13 protein-coding genes and 2 pseudogenes are annotated in these 15,844 nt (G+C 72.1%); 10 read left to right on the forward strand and 5 right to left on the reverse strand.

What is annotated here, in order from left to right; all coding sequences use genetic code 11:
• Nucleotides 1–13 precede the first annotated feature (13 nt).
• Nucleotides 14–988 (forward strand): ABC transporter ATP-binding protein, encoded by a 975-nt coding sequence (locus ACFV9O_RS20035; protein WP_385419853.1) that lies wholly within the window; start codon nt 14–16, stop codon nt 986–988.
• Between the two features lie 27 nt (nt 989–1,015).
• Here ACFV9O_RS20035 and ACFV9O_RS20040 read toward each other — a convergent pair.
• Nucleotides 1,016–1,231: pseudogene (locus ACFV9O_RS20040) on the reverse strand (transglycosylase SLT domain-containing protein); the annotation flags it as partial.
• Between the two features lie 52 nt (nt 1,232–1,283).
• On the opposite strand from ACFV9O_RS20040, the gene ACFV9O_RS20045 reads away from it, so the two are divergent.
• Nucleotides 1,284–1,424, forward strand: a complete 141-nt coding sequence (locus ACFV9O_RS20045; protein WP_385419687.1) for a hypothetical protein — start codon at nt 1,284–1,286, stop codon at nt 1,422–1,424.
• Here ACFV9O_RS20045 and ACFV9O_RS20050 read toward each other — a convergent pair.
• Nucleotides 1,379–1,948 (reverse strand): annotated as a pseudogene (locus ACFV9O_RS20050) (peptidoglycan-binding protein); the annotation flags it as partial. The gene ACFV9O_RS20045 and the pseudogene ACFV9O_RS20050 sit on opposite strands and share 46 nt — an antisense overlap.
• Between ACFV9O_RS20050 and ACFV9O_RS20055 the strand changes: the two are divergent.
• The 3 genes from ACFV9O_RS20055 to ACFV9O_RS20065 all read left to right on the forward strand — a co-directional run bounded on the left by ACFV9O_RS20055 (nt 1,947) and on the right by ACFV9O_RS20065 (nt 5,564).
• A complete protein-coding gene (locus ACFV9O_RS20055; protein WP_385419690.1) occupies nt 1,947–3,038 on the forward strand; it encodes a helix-turn-helix domain-containing protein in 1,092 nt (363 codons plus the stop codon). The pseudogene ACFV9O_RS20050 and the gene ACFV9O_RS20055 overlap by 2 nt on opposite strands.
• 196 nt (nt 3,039–3,234) lie before the next feature.
• Entirely contained in the window at nt 3,235–4,359 is a 1,125-nt protein-coding gene (locus tag ACFV9O_RS20060) for an N-acetylmuramoyl-L-alanine amidase (protein ID WP_385419692.1), read from the forward strand.
• Nucleotides 4,360–4,424: 65 nt separating this feature from the next.
• The gene (locus tag ACFV9O_RS20065) at nt 4,425–5,564 is read left to right on the forward strand and encodes an ABC transporter ATP-binding protein (protein WP_385419695.1); all 1,140 of its coding nucleotides are present in this window, start codon (nt 4,425–4,427) and stop codon (nt 5,562–5,564) included.
• A 65-nt stretch (nt 5,565–5,629) separates the two neighbouring features.
• Here ACFV9O_RS20065 and ACFV9O_RS20070 read toward each other — a convergent pair whose 3' ends face one another.
• Nucleotides 5,630–6,226 (reverse strand): GNAT family N-acetyltransferase, encoded by a 597-nt coding sequence (locus ACFV9O_RS20070; protein ID WP_385419697.1) that lies wholly within the window; start codon nt 6,224–6,226, stop codon nt 5,630–5,632.
• The gene (locus ACFV9O_RS20075; RefSeq protein ID WP_385419700.1) at nt 6,216–8,321 is read right to left on the reverse strand and encodes a penicillin acylase family protein; all 2,106 of its coding nucleotides are present in this window, start codon (nt 8,319–8,321) and stop codon (nt 6,216–6,218) included. Before ACFV9O_RS20075 ends, ACFV9O_RS20070 begins: the two co-directional genes overlap by 11 nt.
• Nucleotides 8,322–8,382: 61 nt before the next feature.
• Here ACFV9O_RS20075 and ACFV9O_RS20080 point away from each other — a divergent pair, with 61 nt between their 5' ends.
• On the forward strand, nt 8,383–9,126 hold the full coding sequence (locus tag ACFV9O_RS20080; protein WP_385419702.1) for a siderophore-interacting protein: 744 nt from the start codon (nt 8,383–8,385) through the stop codon (nt 9,124–9,126).
• A gap of 285 nt (nt 9,127–9,411) precedes the next feature.
• Here the strand turns inward: ACFV9O_RS20080 and ACFV9O_RS20085 are convergent, their stop codons facing one another.
• On the reverse strand, nt 9,412–11,568 hold the full coding sequence (locus ACFV9O_RS20085; protein WP_385419704.1) for a prolyl oligopeptidase family serine peptidase: 2,157 nt from the start codon (nt 11,566–11,568) through the stop codon (nt 9,412–9,414).
• Between the two features lie 164 nt (nt 11,569–11,732).
• Here ACFV9O_RS20085 and ACFV9O_RS20090 point away from each other — a divergent pair, with 164 nt between their 5' ends.
• From ACFV9O_RS20090 to ACFV9O_RS20105, 4 genes are all read left to right on the forward strand, one after another.
• Complete coding sequence (locus ACFV9O_RS20090) at nt 11,733–11,927, forward strand: hypothetical protein (protein WP_242329672.1); 195 nt, start codon at nt 11,733–11,735, stop codon at nt 11,925–11,927.
• 191 nt (nt 11,928–12,118) lie between these two features.
• A complete protein-coding gene (mshB, locus tag ACFV9O_RS20095; protein WP_385419708.1) occupies nt 12,119–13,012 on the forward strand; it encodes an N-acetyl-1-D-myo-inositol-2-amino-2-deoxy-alpha-D-glucopyranoside deacetylase in 894 nt (297 codons plus the stop codon).
• The gene (locus ACFV9O_RS20100; protein WP_385419710.1) at nt 13,009–13,410 is read left to right on the forward strand and encodes a DUF6113 family protein; all 402 of its coding nucleotides are present in this window, start codon (nt 13,009–13,011) and stop codon (nt 13,408–13,410) included. The genes mshB and ACFV9O_RS20100 overlap by 4 nt, the downstream gene beginning before the upstream one ends.
• 186 nt (nt 13,411–13,596) lie before the next feature.
• Nucleotides 13,597–15,702 carry a hypothetical protein gene (locus tag ACFV9O_RS20105; RefSeq protein ID WP_385419712.1) on the forward strand — a complete coding sequence of 702 codons (2,106 nt, stop codon included), beginning with the start codon at nt 13,597–13,599 and terminating at the stop codon, nt 15,700–15,702.
• The last annotated feature ends 142 nt before the right edge of the window (nt 15,703–15,844 follow it).

Below are 15,844 nucleotides of genomic sequence, written 5' to 3' on the forward strand. Positions count from 1 at the left end.
GGCGGTGACCGCGATGCTGCTCGAAGTGCGCGATCTGTACGTGGAGTTCCGGACCAGGGACGGGGTCGCCAAGGCCGTCAACGGCGTCACCTACGCGGTCGACGCGGGCGAGACCCTCGCCGTGCTCGGCGAGTCCGGCTCCGGAAAGTCCGTCACGGCGCAGGCCGTCATGGGCATCCTCGACGTCCCGCCCGGCCGGATCACCGGCGGCGAGGTCCTCTTCCAGGGCCAGGACGTGCTCAAGCTCAAGGAGGACGAACGGCGGAAGATCCGCGGCGCCGGAATGGCGATGATCTTCCAGGACGCGCTCTCCTCGCTCAACCCGGTGCTGACCGTCGGCGACCAGCTCGGCGAGATGTTCACCGTGCACCGCGGGATGTCGAGGAAGGACGCCAGGGCCCGGGCGATCGAGCTGATGGACCGGGTGCGGATCCCCGCCGCCAAGGAGCGCGTCGGCCAGTATCCGCACCAGTTCAGCGGCGGTATGCGCCAGCGCATCATGATCGCCATGGCGCTGGCGCTCGAACCGGACCTGATCATCGCGGACGAACCGACCACCGCGCTCGACGTGACCGTGCAGGCGCAGGTCATGGAACTGCTCGCCGAGCTCCGGCGCGAGCTCGACATGGGGCTCATCCTCATCACGCACGACCTCGGGGTCGTCGCGGACGTCGCGGACAGGATCGCCGTGATGTACGCGGGCCGGATCGTCGAGACCGCGCCCGTCCGCGACATCTACCGGGCACCGGCCCATCCGTACACGCGAGGGCTGCTCGACTCCATCCCGCGACTGGACCAGAAGGGCCAGGAGCTGTACGCGATCAAGGGGCTGCCCCCCAACCTCATGAACATCCCGTCCGGATGCGCCTTCCACCCGCGCTGCCCCATGGCGCAGGAGGTGTGCAGGACCGACGAGCCGGAGCTGTTCCCCGTGAACCGGGACCGGGCGAGCGCCTGCTTCTTCTGGAGGCAGTGCCTCCACAGGTGATCGCCCGGTCCCGGCGGGACGGTTCTGGTACCAGTGAGGCGTGTGCGACTGCCAGAAGGACCAGGCGCTGCACGGCGTGCCGTAGCGCGACTTGATGTAGTCGAGGCCCCACTCGATCTGGGTGGCCGGATTGGTCCGCCGGTCCGCCCCCGCGACGGCCATCTTGTCGGCGGGCAGCGCCTGCGGGATGCCGTACGCGCCGGAGGAGGGATTCGTGGCGTACACCTTCCAGTTGCTCTCGTGGATCCACAGCTCGAGGCAGCCGAACTGACCGCTCACGGACCAGCCGTGCTCGGTGGTCTTCCACTGGCCGGTGATCTTCACGGTGCGGGCGACGTGCATCGCGTTCATCGTCGCGGGGCCCGCGATGTCGTCGGCGGACAGGCTGTGGGCGCTCTGCCAGGCCCGTACCGCGGACGTGGTCGCGTCGCCGTAGGCGCCCTCGGCGGTGGTGCCGGCCTTGCGCTGCACCTCCTTGACCTTGTTGTGCAGGGCGAGTTCGGTGCGGTCCCCGTAGTCGCCGTCCTCGGCCAGCCCGTTGTCGCGCTGGAAGGAGCGGACCGCTGCGGTGGTCCGGGAGCCGTAGACGCCGTCGACTCCGCTCGACGGGATGTACGCCGACGTTGCCAAGTGCCCACGGAGAAAGGCGACTTGACGGCGGACCCATGGTGCGGCGCCGATGCGGGGTCCGGGGCGTCCCGAGGGGGGTGCGGGACAGGACGGGACGCCCTGGGACGCCTGGGACGCCGTGACGAGCAGGGGGTCACAAAAGTCGGGACGGGGCGCAGGGAACCGGAATCGACTGTGACGTGGATCACCTCTGCGTGTCTGGAGAGATGTGTGGGTGTGGTGTGCTACAGGCGTGCCCTTGTGACAAAGTCCTGCCCGGCAGATAACGGAAGTTGCCGGTGAACTCCCAGCTGCAGTACGGGAGTTCGCGGCGGGGAGGGGACTTCGCATGACTGTCGTGAAGCATGGGGCGTGGGACGCGGAGCTTCGGCGGGACGCCGGACTCCTGGGCGCCCGTGAGCATCTGTTGGCCCGAATACGCCGCGTCAAGGAGGACTCCGGCCTCAGCTACGGGCGGCTCGCCGAGAAGACCCACTACAGCCGCTCGTCGTGGGAGCGCTTCCTCAACGGCAAGCAGTGGCCGACCAGGATCGCGGTCGAACAGCTCGCCCGGGCGGCGGGGGAGGACCCCGAGGCGCTGGTCCGGCTCTGGGAACACGCGGAAGAGCTGGGGCGGGAGGGCCGCCGGTCGAAGGCGCATACGGGCGGGGAGGAGTCGGCGGCCGGAGGTGAGCGGGAGGACACGGGGGCCGTGGCGGGAGTCGTGACGGTCGTGGCGTCGGAGGTGGCGGCGGCCGGAACGGAAGCCCCGCAGCGGGCCGAAGCGGCCGCGCCCGAATCGAAAGCCGGAGCCGGAGCCGTGGTGGCAGCCAGGGCCGAGGCCGCAGCCGGGACCGGTGCCATGGACTCCCGCCCGGCGTCACGTTGGGACCCCCGGCTGACCCGTGCGCGGCCGCTCGCCCACATGGTGGTCGGTGCGGCGATCGGCGCCCTGGTCATGGGGAGCGTCATGGGGATGAATCCGGCGTCGGGCACCCCGCAGCAGGGGTCCGGTCAGCGGGCGTCGGGAACGGTGGCGCAGGCCAGGAGCGAGGGCGCGGCCCCCACCGCGGCCGAGCCGTCGGAGGCCCCCGGCTGCCGGGGTGACACGTGTCTTGGTCGTGAGCCCCAGGCGAAGAACTGCCAGTGGGACGCGACGACCGTCCGGGAGACCTGGCTGCACGGCCTCAAGATCCAACTTCGGCACAGCGCCGCCTGTCAGGCGGTCTGGGGGCGCCTGGAGAACGGAACGGTGGGGGACCGCGTGATCATCACCGACGCGCTCGGCCGCTCCGAGGAGTCCAGCATCCGTGTCGGCGGCGACACCTACACCCGCATGCTCTCCGTGGCCGTGAACCCCTACACCGCGGTCACGATCTGCGGAGTGATCCCCCGTCAGCACGAGCAGGAGTGCGACCCCGAGAAGGCTCCTCAGCCCTGACGGCCGACGGTCTCCCGGGACGCGTACGCCGGGCGCCCGGGGCTGTGTCCCCGGGCGCGGGTCCGGTCCCGTCCCGGGAAGCACCCGGCCGTCCCTGGGATACTCAACTCCCTCACAGAACAAGTGCGTTGCTCATTATCGTACGGTCGCCGCTCCGCGCGTCGGCCGGGCGGGCGCCGCACCTATGGGGAGTGACATGAGCGACCTGCCAACGCCGGATCAGCAATCGCATCCGCATCCGCATCCGTTTCCGCATCCGCGGCGGCGAGCCGTGCTGTCGGGCGCCTTCGTCCTGGGCGCGGGGGCCGTGCTGGGTTCAGGCCTGTCCGGGAACGCCTGGGCGGCTGCCGCCGCCGGACCGGTGATCTCCGGGTGCGCGGCCTGGCGCGCACGGCCGCCGAGTGCTCCGGTCAAGCTGCTGCCCACCGCGCCGCACAAGATCATCGTGCATCACACGGCGACCGCCAACAGCACCGACTACACGCAGGAGCACGCTTTCGCGCTGTCGCGGTCGATCCAGGCGTACCACATGGACGACAACGGCTGGATCGACTCGGGGCAGCACTTCACCATCAGCCGCGGCGGGTGGATCACGGAGGGCCGCCACTCCAGCGTGGCCGCACTCGGCGCGGGTACCCAGCAGGTCGAGTCCGCGCACTGCACCGGTCAGAACACCGTCGCCGTCGGCATCGAGAACGAGGGCACGTACACCACGGTCGACCCGCGTTCCGCCCAGTACGCGAAGCTCGTCGACCTCTGCGCGTACATCTGCAGGCAGTACGGACTGCGCCCCTATCAGATCTTCGGGCACCGGGACTTCAACAACACCAACTGCCCCGGGGACCGGCTCTACGCGATGCTGCCGCAGCTCAGGGCGGACGTCGCCGCCAGGACCGGGGGAGACCCCGGCTGGACCGCCTGGTCCACGGCGCGCGTCGGTGACAGCGGGGAGCGGGTGCGGTCGCTGCAGTATCTGCTCAACTCCCGTGGCTCCTCGCTCACCGTCGACGGATCCTTCGGGCCGGCGACCGAAAGCGCCGTACGCGCCTTCCAGACCACCAATCGGGCGTCCGTCGACGGCGTGGCCGGGAACCAGACCTGGCACCAGCTGGTCAACCCGGTTCGGCGCGGCGCGCAGGGCGATCCGGTCAAGGCCCTGCAGAGCCAGCTCAACGCCCACGGGCAGGCGCTCGTCGTCGACGGGAGCTTCGGGTCCGGGACCGAGGCGGGCGTGAGGGCGTTCCAGACCTCTGCCACACTGCCGGTGGACGGTGTCGCGGACGCCCGTACCTGGAACCGGCTCTTGGTGCAAACGGGCTAAAAGTGCGCTCTGTGCGTCGCAGCGGGTTATTCAAGTGCTGAGCGACGCAGTGAAGGAGCGCCTCCATGGCCGAGCCGAGCACGCCCAGCAGGCCCAGCGAGCCGAGCAGGCCCAGGGAGCCGAGCAGGCCGAGCGAGCCGATCATCGAGGTGCGCGGGCTCCACAAGCATTACCCGCTCACCCGGGGCATCCTCTTCAAGAAGCAGGTGGGGGCGGTCAAGGCCGTCGACGGCGTCGATGTCGACCTCTTCCAGGGCGAGACGCTCGGCATCGTCGGCGAGTCCGGCTGCGGCAAGTCCACGCTCGCGAGGATGCTGGTCAACCTGGAGCGGCCGACGAGCGGCGAGATCCGCTACAAGGGCGAGGACATCACCAGGCTGTCCGGGCGGGCGCTCAAGGCGGTGCGCCGCAACATCCAGATGGTGTTCCAGGACCCGTACACCTCACTGAACCCCCGGATGACCGTCGGCGACATCATCGGGGAGCCGTACGAGATCCACCCCGAAGTGGCGCCGAAGGGCTCCCGCAGACAGAGGGTCCAGGAACTCCTGGACGTCGTCGGGCTCAACCCCGAGTACGTCAACCGCTATCCGCACCAGTTCTCGGGCGGCCAGCGCCAGCGCATCGGCATCGCGCGCGGGCTCGCGCTGCGGCCGGAGATCATCGTGGCGGACGAGCCGGTGTCGGCGCTCGACGTGTCCGTACAGGCGCAGGTCGTCAATCTGCTGGAGCGGCTGCAGAGCGAGTTCAGTCTGTCGTACGTCTTCATCGCGCACGATCTGTCGATCGTCCGTCACATCTCGGACCGGGTGGGCGTGATGTACCTGGGCCGGATCGTGGAGATCGGCAGGGACGCGGAGATCTACGACCACCCGACGCATCCCTACACACAGGCGCTGCTCTCGGCCGTGCCCGTGCCCGATCCGGAGGCGCGCGAGCACCGGGAGCGGATCATCCTCACCGGCGACGTGCCGTCACCCACGAACATCCCGTCCGGCTGCCGCTTCCGCACGCGCTGCTGGAAGGCGCAGGAGCGGTGCGCACTCGAGGTGCCGGAACTGGCGGTTCCGGCGGTCTTCCGGCTCATCGAGGGGCCCGCGGCGCACGACTCCGCGTGTCACTTCGCGGAGGAGAAGCACGTGGTGCCCGGCGAGGACGAGCTGGGCGGGCCGGACGCCGGCGGCACTGCCCCGCCCGCGCCGTAGACCTCCCCGGGCCGCGCCCTGGGCCCGCCCGGCCCGCGTCCCGGCCTCGCCCGGCCTACGCGTCGCTAGTTCCGCCCCGCCTCGACCGTCTCGCGGTGGAGGAAGGCCAGCCGGGCCCGCTTCTCCGGAAGGTGGACCTCCGGCAGATCGATCTCCGGCAGGACGATCTCCGGTCCGAGCTCGAAGCCGCTGCGGGCCAGCCGCTCGACCGCCTTGGTGTTGCGGACGTCCGGCTCGGCGACGATACGCCGGACCTTCGGATCGGACAGGATGTAGCCGACGAGGACGGTCAGCATGGCCGCGGTGAAGCCGGGGCGCGGCGCGTCCTGGGCGGGCCCGATCATCAGGTGGACGCCTATGTCGCCGGGCTCGGCGTCGTAGCACTCGCTGACGCGGTCGGCCTCCGGCTCGTACGTCTGGAAGAGCGTCGCGGGCCGGCCGTCGCACTCCACCAGCCACGCGTGGTGCGTGGTGAGCGTGTCCATGTGCCGGTAGATCTCCAGCACGTCGGCACGGCTCGCCTCGCCCATGCCCCAGAAGCGGGCGCGCTCCTCGGTGACCCAGGAGTGGATCGTGTCGACGTCGCGCTCCGGGGCCAGGCGGCGGACGCGGACCGTACCGAAGCCGTCGACGGCCTGCTCGTACACGGCCTCAGTGGTCATGGTGGTGGCTCTCCTTCGTGAGCTGTGCGAAGTCGGTGACTACGGGGACGAGTTCGCCGCGCAGCCACAGCGGCAGCTGGTCGCGGTGATGGGCGTCGCCCGGGACGCCGCGGGCGCCCAGCGGGACCACCCAGAGGCTGTCGTCGCGGCGGGCAAGGTCCCAGACATAGCGGGCGGCCGGCCCGCGCGCGCCGTGGTCCGTGAGGCCGGGGACGCTGGACGTGGCGAGCACGCAGTCGTGGTCACCGGCCATCCCGGGCCACTCCTCGTCCTCCCGCAGGGGCAGTGCCTGCCAGGGCGCGAGCCGGTGCCGCTCGCCCCAAGGGGTCTCCTGCGGGTCCGTCGCGACCTCCTCGACGGCCTGACGGACGATCTCCTCCCGGTCGATGCCCGGCAGCAGCCCGGTCGCGAGGAGCCCCTCCAGTGCGAAGCCGACCTTCACGACGAGGGCGAGCCAGGGCTGGAACACCGCGGGGTACGGTAGCGGCCCGGCGAGATCCGCCAGCTCCGGGTGCGAGGCCAGCCGCCGCACGACAGCATGCCGTACCGAGGCGTAGGCGGCGGCGACGGTGCTGTCGGCGTCCATCCGGCGGTCCCAGCACAGCAGCCGGTCCCGCAGCTCGGCGGCGGCCGGAGCGAGCCCTTCCAGCCCGGCGAGCAGCTCGAGGAGCGGGCGGGCGGACGCCAGATGCGTGTCCATGTGAACAGCCGCCATGTCCGGGGCGGTCCAGGTCTTCGATTCGCGCAGCAGTGCGGCGATGCGCTCGGCGCGGTGAGGGGGCGCGAACTCGACGCCGAGGGGACCCGCGAGCACGCGATCGTTCGCCATGACGGCGACGTCCTCGACCTCGGCGCGCCGCATCGGCTCGTGCCGGCCCTGCCAGCCGTGCCCCTGCTCCCAGGCGGGTACGACCCGCAGCCGGTTGTCCGGGTGCCGCAGCGGCACCCGTCCGGCGGTCCGGTGCAGCAGCCCGCCGGAGGTGTCGGCGGCCTGGACGACGTTCACGGGCTCGACCCACTGCTCGAACGCCCGGTCCACGTCGGCGACGCTTCGGGCCCTGAGCAGGGCTGGGATCGCGGCGAAGCCGAGGTCGGCGGTGACGCGGGGGACGTAGCGCAGGCTGATGGCCTCCACGGTCCCGTCGTCGGTGCTCGCGCCGTCGGCGTCCGTGCCGGCGGGGGCTCCGCCGATGATCACCGGGCCGCGGTCGGTCTCGATCACCTCGACCGTGACGGGTTCGGCGCCCGCCACCTCGACGGTCTCCGTGTGGTGTGCGGCCGGGCGCCAGCCGTCCGGGCCGAGCGCCTCGATCCCGCCGTCGTCGGTGCGCCGCAGCCGCTCCCGGTACAGGTCCTGGTAGTCCGCCATCGCGTTCGTGATCGCCCAGGCCACCGATCCGGTGTGGGCAAAGTGCGCGATGCCGGGGACGCCGGGGACGGCCAGGCCGACGACGTCGTACTCGGGACAGGCCAGATGGACCTGCTGGTAGACGCCGGGGTCCTCGATGAAGCGGTGCGGGTCGCCCGCGATGATCGCGGCGCCGGTGCCGGTGCGGTCGCCCGGGACGAGCCAGCCGTTGGAGCCCGCCGTGCCGGGGCCGTCCATCGCGAAGAGCTCGATCGCCTCGTCGCCGAGCCGTCGGGCGACCTCCTCGCGCCACAGCTTGGTCGGGAAGCCCGCGAAGAGGATGTGCGTGGAGAGCCAGACCGCCAGCGGGGTCCAGGGGTTCCACACCCCCGGGGCCAGCCCGGCCCTGGCGAACTCGGGTGCGGCCGCGGCGCCGTGTGCGAGGCCGTCCCGGACCCCCTCGACGTACGCCCCGACCCAGTCGCGGGTCTCCGCGTCGAGCGCCTCGTAGCACCGCCGGGCCGTGTCGTCGATGCGCGCCTGCCGGGCGAACCGGTCCCAGGCGACGGCCTCCGCGCCCAGGAAGGCGGCCGTCGTGCCCTGCGCCCGGTGGCGCTCGACCTCCAGCTGCCAGGCCCGGTCGACGGCGGCGTTGTGCCCCTGGGCGTAGGCGAGTTCGCTCGCGCTGCCCGCGCGCAGATGCGGGATGCCCCATGCATCCCGGTAGACCTCGGTCCCGGTGCTCACACCGCTCCTCCCTTAGGTTAGGCTGGCCTAACCATAGCGGGGCGGATGTGAGGAGCGCAGGGTGGGGCATGGCTGGGAGGGCGTGGTCCTCAAGCTGATGCGGGGCAGGGACTTCGCATTCACGGTGACCGGAGCGGAGCAGGTCACCGAGCGGTACCGCCGGATCCGCCTCACCGACGGCGGCATGCTCGGGGCGACCGGCGTGCACCCGACGATGTGGGTGCGGCTCTGGTTCGACAACGCGGGCAAGCCGCACCAGCGCGCCTACACCCTCGTGGACCCCGACCCCGAGGCCGGCACCTTCAGCCTGGAGTTCGCCCTCCACGACGGATGCGCGAGCGACTGGGCCCGCACGGCCCGGCCCGGCGACACGATCGAGGCGACCGTTCAGGGCACCGGCTTCACCGTGCCCGACCCGCTGCCGTCCCGGCTGTTCGTCATCGGCGACCCGGCCTCGCTGCCCGCGATCAACTCGCTCCTCGGCTCCATGCCGGGGACCCCCGCCACCGTCTGGTTCGAGACGCCGCACGAGTCCGACGCCGAACTCCCGGTACGGACCGCCCCCGACCGCCACGAGCTGCGCACGGTCCCGCGTCGCGACGCGGGGGCGAAGCTGGTCGAGGAGGTGCGGGCCGCGCTGCCGGGCCTGCTCGGGGACGACCCGGAGGAGGCGTACGTCTGGATCGCCTGCGACGCGACGACCACCCGCGCCCTCACGTCGTACGTGCGCAAGGAGCTATCCGTGCCCAAGGACCGGGTGCACTCCCTGGGGTACTGGCGTGCGACGCCGCCCGCGAAGCGGTAATTGTCCGTCAAATTCGTTAACGCCCAGGCAACTCCACCGACCCGGCACCGATATACGGACGCGTCACACTGAACTCCGTACGGCCGTGCGGGTGCCGTAGACCGGCCGGGGCGCGTCATGCGCCCCGGCCGGTTTTCTGTGCGGGTGGCTTCACCCGGCTCCCCCGGACCCCCCGCCCCGGCCTCCCGGACCCCCGGCCCCCGGACCCCTGGACGCGACCGGTACCGTTCGGCCGGCCCGGGTGTCCGTCCTCAAGCGCCGGACGACTCCAAGGAGCCCCGCCGCCTATCCCTCGCCAAGGCCCAACGACCGCTTCAAGAAGTCCACCTGGAGCAGCAGCAGATTCTCCGCGACCTGTTCTTGCGGGGTCATGTGGGTGACTCCGCTGAGCGGGAGCACCTCATGGGGGCGGCCCGCCGCCAGCAAGGCAGACGACAGACGGAGGCTGTGGGCCATCACCACATTGTCGTCCGCGAGGCCGTGGATGATCATCAACGGTCTCGCCGGCTCCGCCGCACCGCTCAGCCCGTCGTCCGTGACGAGCGAGTTCGCGGCGTAGACCTCCGGCCGCTCGTCGGGGACGCCCAGATAGCGCTCGGTGTAGTGGGTGTCGTACAGCCGCCAGTCGGTGACCGGCGCCCCAGCGACCGCCGCGTGGAAGACGTCGGGGCGCCGGAGGACGGCCAGGGCGGCGAGGTAACCCCCGTACGACCAGCCGCGGATCGCCACCCGGCCGAGGTCGAGCGGGAACCGCCCGGCGAGGTCCTGCAGCGCCTCGATCTGGTCGTCCAGCGCGAGCGTGACGTCGTCCTTGATCGCCTTCTCCCAGGCGGGGGAGTGGCCTGGGGTGCCACGCCCGTCCGCGACGACCACCGCGAAGCCCTGTTCGGCGAACCACTGCGAGGTGAGATGCGCATTGTGTGCGGCGACCACACGCTGGCCGTGCGGACCGCCGTAGGGATCCAGGAGCACGGGGAGCGCACCGTCCGACTCCCGGTAGCCGGAAGGCAGCAGCACGGCGCACGGAATGCGCCGTGCGCCCCCTTCGGTGAGGATCACGCGGGCGGACAGGACGGGCTCCTCCGCGTGCGAGGGGATCACGGCGAGCAGCTTCCCCTCCCGCAGCACCTGGACCGTCGAGCCGCTCGAATCCGGACGCGCCGAAGCGAGTACGGTGACCGCTCCGGAACGCACCGCGGAGTGCAGCCCCACACCGTCGGAGACCCGCTCCACGCCCAGCTCGTTGACCCGGTACACATGGATCTCGCCGGTCTCCGGCTCCGCCGCTTCCGCACCCGCCGACGCCGAGACCAGGACATCCGAGTCCCCGATGTCCAGTACGGCCCGCACATGCAACTGCGCCCCGGTCAGCGGCCGGTCGCCCACCGCCAGCACCCGCGCACCGCCCTCGTCGGCGATCCGCACCAGCCGCCCGTCCGGAGTCCACGCGGGCGCCCCTGACGGCAGCTCGATCCACACCGGGTCCTCGTCCACGTGCACCGTGCGCGTCTCACCCGTACCGGTGTCCACGCCGAGGTACAGCGCCGTGCGCTGGTCCCGCGTCTGCACGAGCAGCAGCGGAGCCCGGGAGGACGACCAGTGGACCCGGGCCAGGTACGGGTACCGCTCCCGGTCCCAGAGGACCTCCGTCCGCTCCCCGTCGAGCCCGACCAGATACAGCCGTACGTCGGCGTTGGCCGTCCCCGCCGCCGGATACGCGACCGGCGCCGGCTCCCGGTCCGGATGCGCCGGATCCGCCATCCACCACCGCTGTACGGGAGAGCCGTCGACGCGCGCCACCAGCAGCCGGTCGCTGTCCGGCCCCCACCAGAACCCGCGCGTACGGCCCATCTCCTCGGCCGCCAGGAACTCCGCGACGCCGTATGTCGTCCGCGCGTCCTCCGGCTCGGCGAGCGCCCGGTCCCCGTCCCCCTCCGCCCCGATCACCCGCAGGGCACCCTGCGCCGCGTACGCGACATACCGGCCGTCCGGCGAGGGCCGCGGATCGATCACCGGCCCGGTGGCGGGCAGTTCACGTGAGGTGCCGGCCCGCAGCTCCGCCGTGAACAGCCGCCCGGACAGCGCGAAAGCCGCCAACTCCACGTCCCGGTCCACGGCATAGCCGACGATGCCCCCGGACCCCTCCCGGCTGCGTTCCCGGCGCGCCTGCTCCTCGGCGGGCAACTCCTCGGCGGCTCCGCCCAGCAGTGCGTCCGGGTCGGCGGCGACGCGCTCACGGACCTCCCCGTCGAGGTCGAGCACCCAGAGCCGGTGGGCCCGTTCCGTCCCCGAGGGGGAGCGGAGGAACACCACCCGGGAGCCGTCGGGCGCCACCGTGAAGGCACGCGGTGCGCCCAGACCGAAGCGCTGCGTCCTGGCGTACTGGCGGGGGAAGGAGAGCGGGAAGGCGGGCGGTTGGGGGAGCTGTTGCCTCGAGGTCATGTGGCCGAATCTAGTGCCGTGCGCCCCCGTGTGCTGCTGTGCACCGATCGATGCGTGGGTGTGGATAGTTATGATCCGTGTCGCCAGGTGGGTAGGACTCCTCCGGCACATGGGCACATGCATGCTGACCGTTGCGGACCGAATTTCTGTGGAGGTGAACCGCCGTGGCACTCTCGATTTCGGCGGTGGTGCTGCTGGCGATCATCGTCTTCCTGCTGGTCAAGAAATCCGGGCTCAAGGCCGGGCATGCGGCGGTCTGCATGCTGCTCGGGTTCTATCTGGCCAGTTCCTCCATCGCGCCCACCATCAGCGAGCTGACCACGAATGTCGCGGGCATGATCGGCGGCATCAAGTTCTAGGGCCCGATCGGCGGCCTGATCCGGGAAGCCGGACACGGAGGGTGATCCGGAAGCCGGACACTGAGGGTGACCCGGAAGTCCGGACACTGAGGGTGACCCGGAAGTCCGGACACGGCAGGCGATCCGGAAGCCCGAACCGGAGGGCCGAACCGGAGGGCCGGCCCCGCCCCCCGGCCTCGTAGGCTGGGGTCATGACGGACCTCCCAGGCCGTCGTCTGCTCCTGGTGCACGCGCACCCCGACGACGAGTCGATCAACAACGGCGCCACCATGGCGCGGTACGCCGCCGAGGGCGCCCGCGTCACGCTGGTGACGTGCACCCTCGGCGAGGAGGGCGAGGTCATCCCGCCCGAGCTCGCCCATCTGACCGCCGACCAGGAGGACAGCCTCGGCGCGCACCGGATCGGCGAACTGGCCGCCGCCATGGCCGCGCTGGGCGTCACCGACTACCGCTTCCTCGGCGGTCCCGGCCGCTTCCGCGACTCCGGGATGATGGGCCTGCCCCAGAACAACCGCCCCGGCGCCTTCTGGAGCACGCCGGTGGACGAGGCGGCGCCGCACCTCGTCGAGGTGATCCGTGCGGTACGGCCCCAGGTCCTCGTCACCTACGACCCCGACGGCGGCTACGGCCACCCCGACCACATCCAGGCGCACCGCGTCGCGATGCGGGCCGCCGACCTCGCCGCCGAACCGGCCTTCCGGCGCGACCTCGGCGAGCCGCACACCATCGCCAAGATCTACTGGAACCGGGTGCCGCGCTCGGTCGCGGGGGAGGCCTTCGCGGCCCTGCGGTCCGGGGACGGAGCCCGCACCTTCCCGGGAGTCGCGGACATCGGCGATGTCCCGGGCGTCGTGGACGACGCGGAGATCACCACCGAGATCGACGGTACCGCGTACGCCGACCGGAAGTCGGACGCGATGCGGGCCCACGCCACCCAGATCGCTGTGGACGGCCCCTTCTTCGCGCTCTCGAACGACCTCGGCCAGCCGCTGTTCACCACCGAGTACTACCAGTTGGTACGCGGCGAGTCCGGCGCACCGGCCGGTGCGCGCGAGTACGACCTGTTCGAGGGGATCACCTCATGACCGAGCCCGGAGCCTGGATGACCAAGCCCCTGAAACCTGGACGCATCGCCGCATATCTCGGCCTCGTCGTTCTCGGTTTCCTCGTCGGAACCGCCGGCTCGCTGGTCCAAGCCGCCTGGTTCCCGGTCGGGTTGCTGCTGGCGCTGCTCGGCGTCGGGGGGCTCTTCTACGGCGGGCTGCGTGCCACCGGCACCCAGCTGGGCGTGGTCGCACCCGCCGCAGGCTGGATCGTTGCGGTGCTGCTGCTGAGCGCCGGACGGCCGGAGGGCGACGGCCTCTTCGCGGGCGGCGTCGGCGAGATCGTCTTCCTGCTGGGCGGGATGGTCATCGCTGTGATCTGTGCCACCATGGCGCGGCTGCCGCAACCGGGCAGTCACACAGGCCGACTTGGCACGTGACGTGTCCCGTCTCAGGCCGAAATGACCGTGCCGTGACCATGCCCCGTGGAGCGTGTGCGGGGCGCCGCTTCCCGGAGTCGCCGGGTGCGGGTCGGCGGCGGCCAGTATGGTGGTGCGCGCCGCCGAGCCGCCCGCAGCAGTGGAAACAGTAAGAACGGGCGGCGGAGCCGATCGGGAGAACCTGCTTTGAGTCGTGAAACTGACAGTTCGTCCTCCGGCCCCCAGGGGCGTGGCGGAGCCGCGTACCCCTCGGGGACGCCGCCGTACGGATCCCGCCAGTATCCGTCGCTGCATCCCACGCAGGACGCTCCGGACGAGAGAGCCGAGCCTGCGTCCGCTCCGCAGCCGGACGAGCCCAGGACCGAGACCACGCTGACCACGCGCATCCGGATCAACATCCCGGGCTCGCGGCCGATTCCGCCGGTCGTCATGCGTACGCCGATGAGCGACGTGAACGCGCGCGAGGGCGCGAACGGCGGCAATGGCGCGAGCGGTGCGAACGGCGCCAAGGGTGCGAGTGGTGAGCGGCCTGCCGAGCGTACGGGCAGTACGCCCCGGCCCGCGGCGACCACCCAGGCGCCGACCGCGCCCGCCCCGCGCGAGGAGGCCCCGGCCGCGCCGGAGAAGCCGGCCGAGGAGAAGACGAGCGACTGGTTCGCACCGCGCAAGGCACCGACGCCGCCCCCGGCTCCCGCCCCGGCTGCTCCTGAGGCGCCGCATGGATCGGGCGCGCCGGGAGCACCGGGCGCGCCGGGTGTGCCGAGCAGGCCCGGCGGTACGAGCGCTCCGCAGGGGCCGGGCACCGGCGCCCCGCGTTCCGGCGGTTCGCTCGGCGACCTCGCGGCGAACGCGGACGCCCCGGGATCCGTCCGGTCCACGCCTCAGCTCGGTGTACGGCCTCCGGGCACGCAGGGCCCCACCGGCCCCACGACGGGTCCGGTCACCGGCACCTCGCCGTTCGCCCCGGGCGGCGGTGGCCCCGGCGGCGGTGGCGGCGCGCCGCGGATGAGCGACGACACGGCCGTACTGACTCCGCAGAAGCCCGCGCCCGAGCCGGGTCCCGGCCCGGTCGTGCCCGGTCCGGCGGCCCCCGGTGGCAACGTCTCCGGCGACACGCTCACGAGCGGCATCCCGGTGGTCCCGCCGGAGCACCGCTCACCGTTCGCGCCTCCGATGCCGGGCGGCCCCTCGGCCGGCCCGGACGGCGGCCCCTGGCCGTCCTCCGGCCCTGCCGCGGACTTCTCGGCGCCCGACTTCCCCGGCCCGGCGGGCCCGGCGCACGGCGCGGCCGGCCCCTCGCCGTCCCGGGCGGCGGCGCCCTCGTCGTCCCGTGCCGCCGCCAAGAAGGGCCGGTCCAAGCTGGTCCTCGCAGGCGTGGGCGTGTTCGGCGTGCTCGGTGTCGCCTACTGCGCGGGCTTGCTGCTCAACCACTCCGAGGTCCCCAAGGGCACCACGGTCCTCGGCGTCGACATCGGCGGCGGCACCAAGGAGGACGCGGTCGCCAAGCTCGAGGCCGCCCTCGGCGAGCGCGCCACCGCGCCGCTCCAGCTGACGGTGGGCAACAAGAAGGAGCAGCTCGCCCCCGACAAGGCGGGCCTCAGCCTCGACAGCCAGGCGACCGTCCGGGACGCGGCGGGCAGCGACTACAACCCGGTCTCCGTCATCGGCTCCCTTTTCGGCGGCGAGCGGGTGGCCCAGCCGGTCATCCCGGTCGACGAGGAGAAGCTCCAGGTCGCGCTGACCGACCTGGCGGGCACTTCCGGCTCGGCCACCGAGGGCACGATCCGGTTCGAGCCGGGCAAGGCCGTCCCCGTACCGGGCAAGGCGGGACAGTCGCTGGACGTCCAGCAGTCGATGATCTCGGTCAAGGACGCGTACCGCGCCCAGGTCGAGACCGGCAGGACGAACGAGGTCGAACTGCCCGTCGGCATCCGCCGGCCCACCATCACCAAGGCCGAACTGGACCGGGCGATGAAGGAGTTCGCCGAGCCCGCGATGTCCGGCCTGATCACGATCAAGGCGGGGGGCAAGCAGATCCAGTTCGGCCCCGCCCGGTCGCTCCCGAAGATCCTCTCTATGAAGCCGATCGACGGCCGGCTCGTCGAGGTCTACAACAAGCAGGCGATCGACGAGCTCCTGGACGGCGTCTTCGACGGCATCCTGATCACCAAGGGCGATGGGAAGCGGCACCAGCTGTCGTCCGACGACGTCGCCCAGGCGATGCAGAAGGCGCTGCTCGGCAAGACCCCGGCAGAACGGACCCAGACGATCGAGCTCAACCCGCAGGGCTGACGCGCGGTCCGGCACCGGCCGGCAAATCCGCTGCTCAGAGAGCCCCCGCCCGGCCACGGGCGGGGGCTCTCGTGCGTCCGGCCACTCCCCCACGGGGGTGGATTCGGGCGCCGGTGGGCGCAACTACGGATGCGCCGCCGCG

This window comes from Streptomyces sp. NPDC059909, assembly GCF_042730885.1.
Classification (GTDB): Bacteria; Actinomycetota; Actinomycetes; order Streptomycetales; family Streptomycetaceae; genus Streptomyces.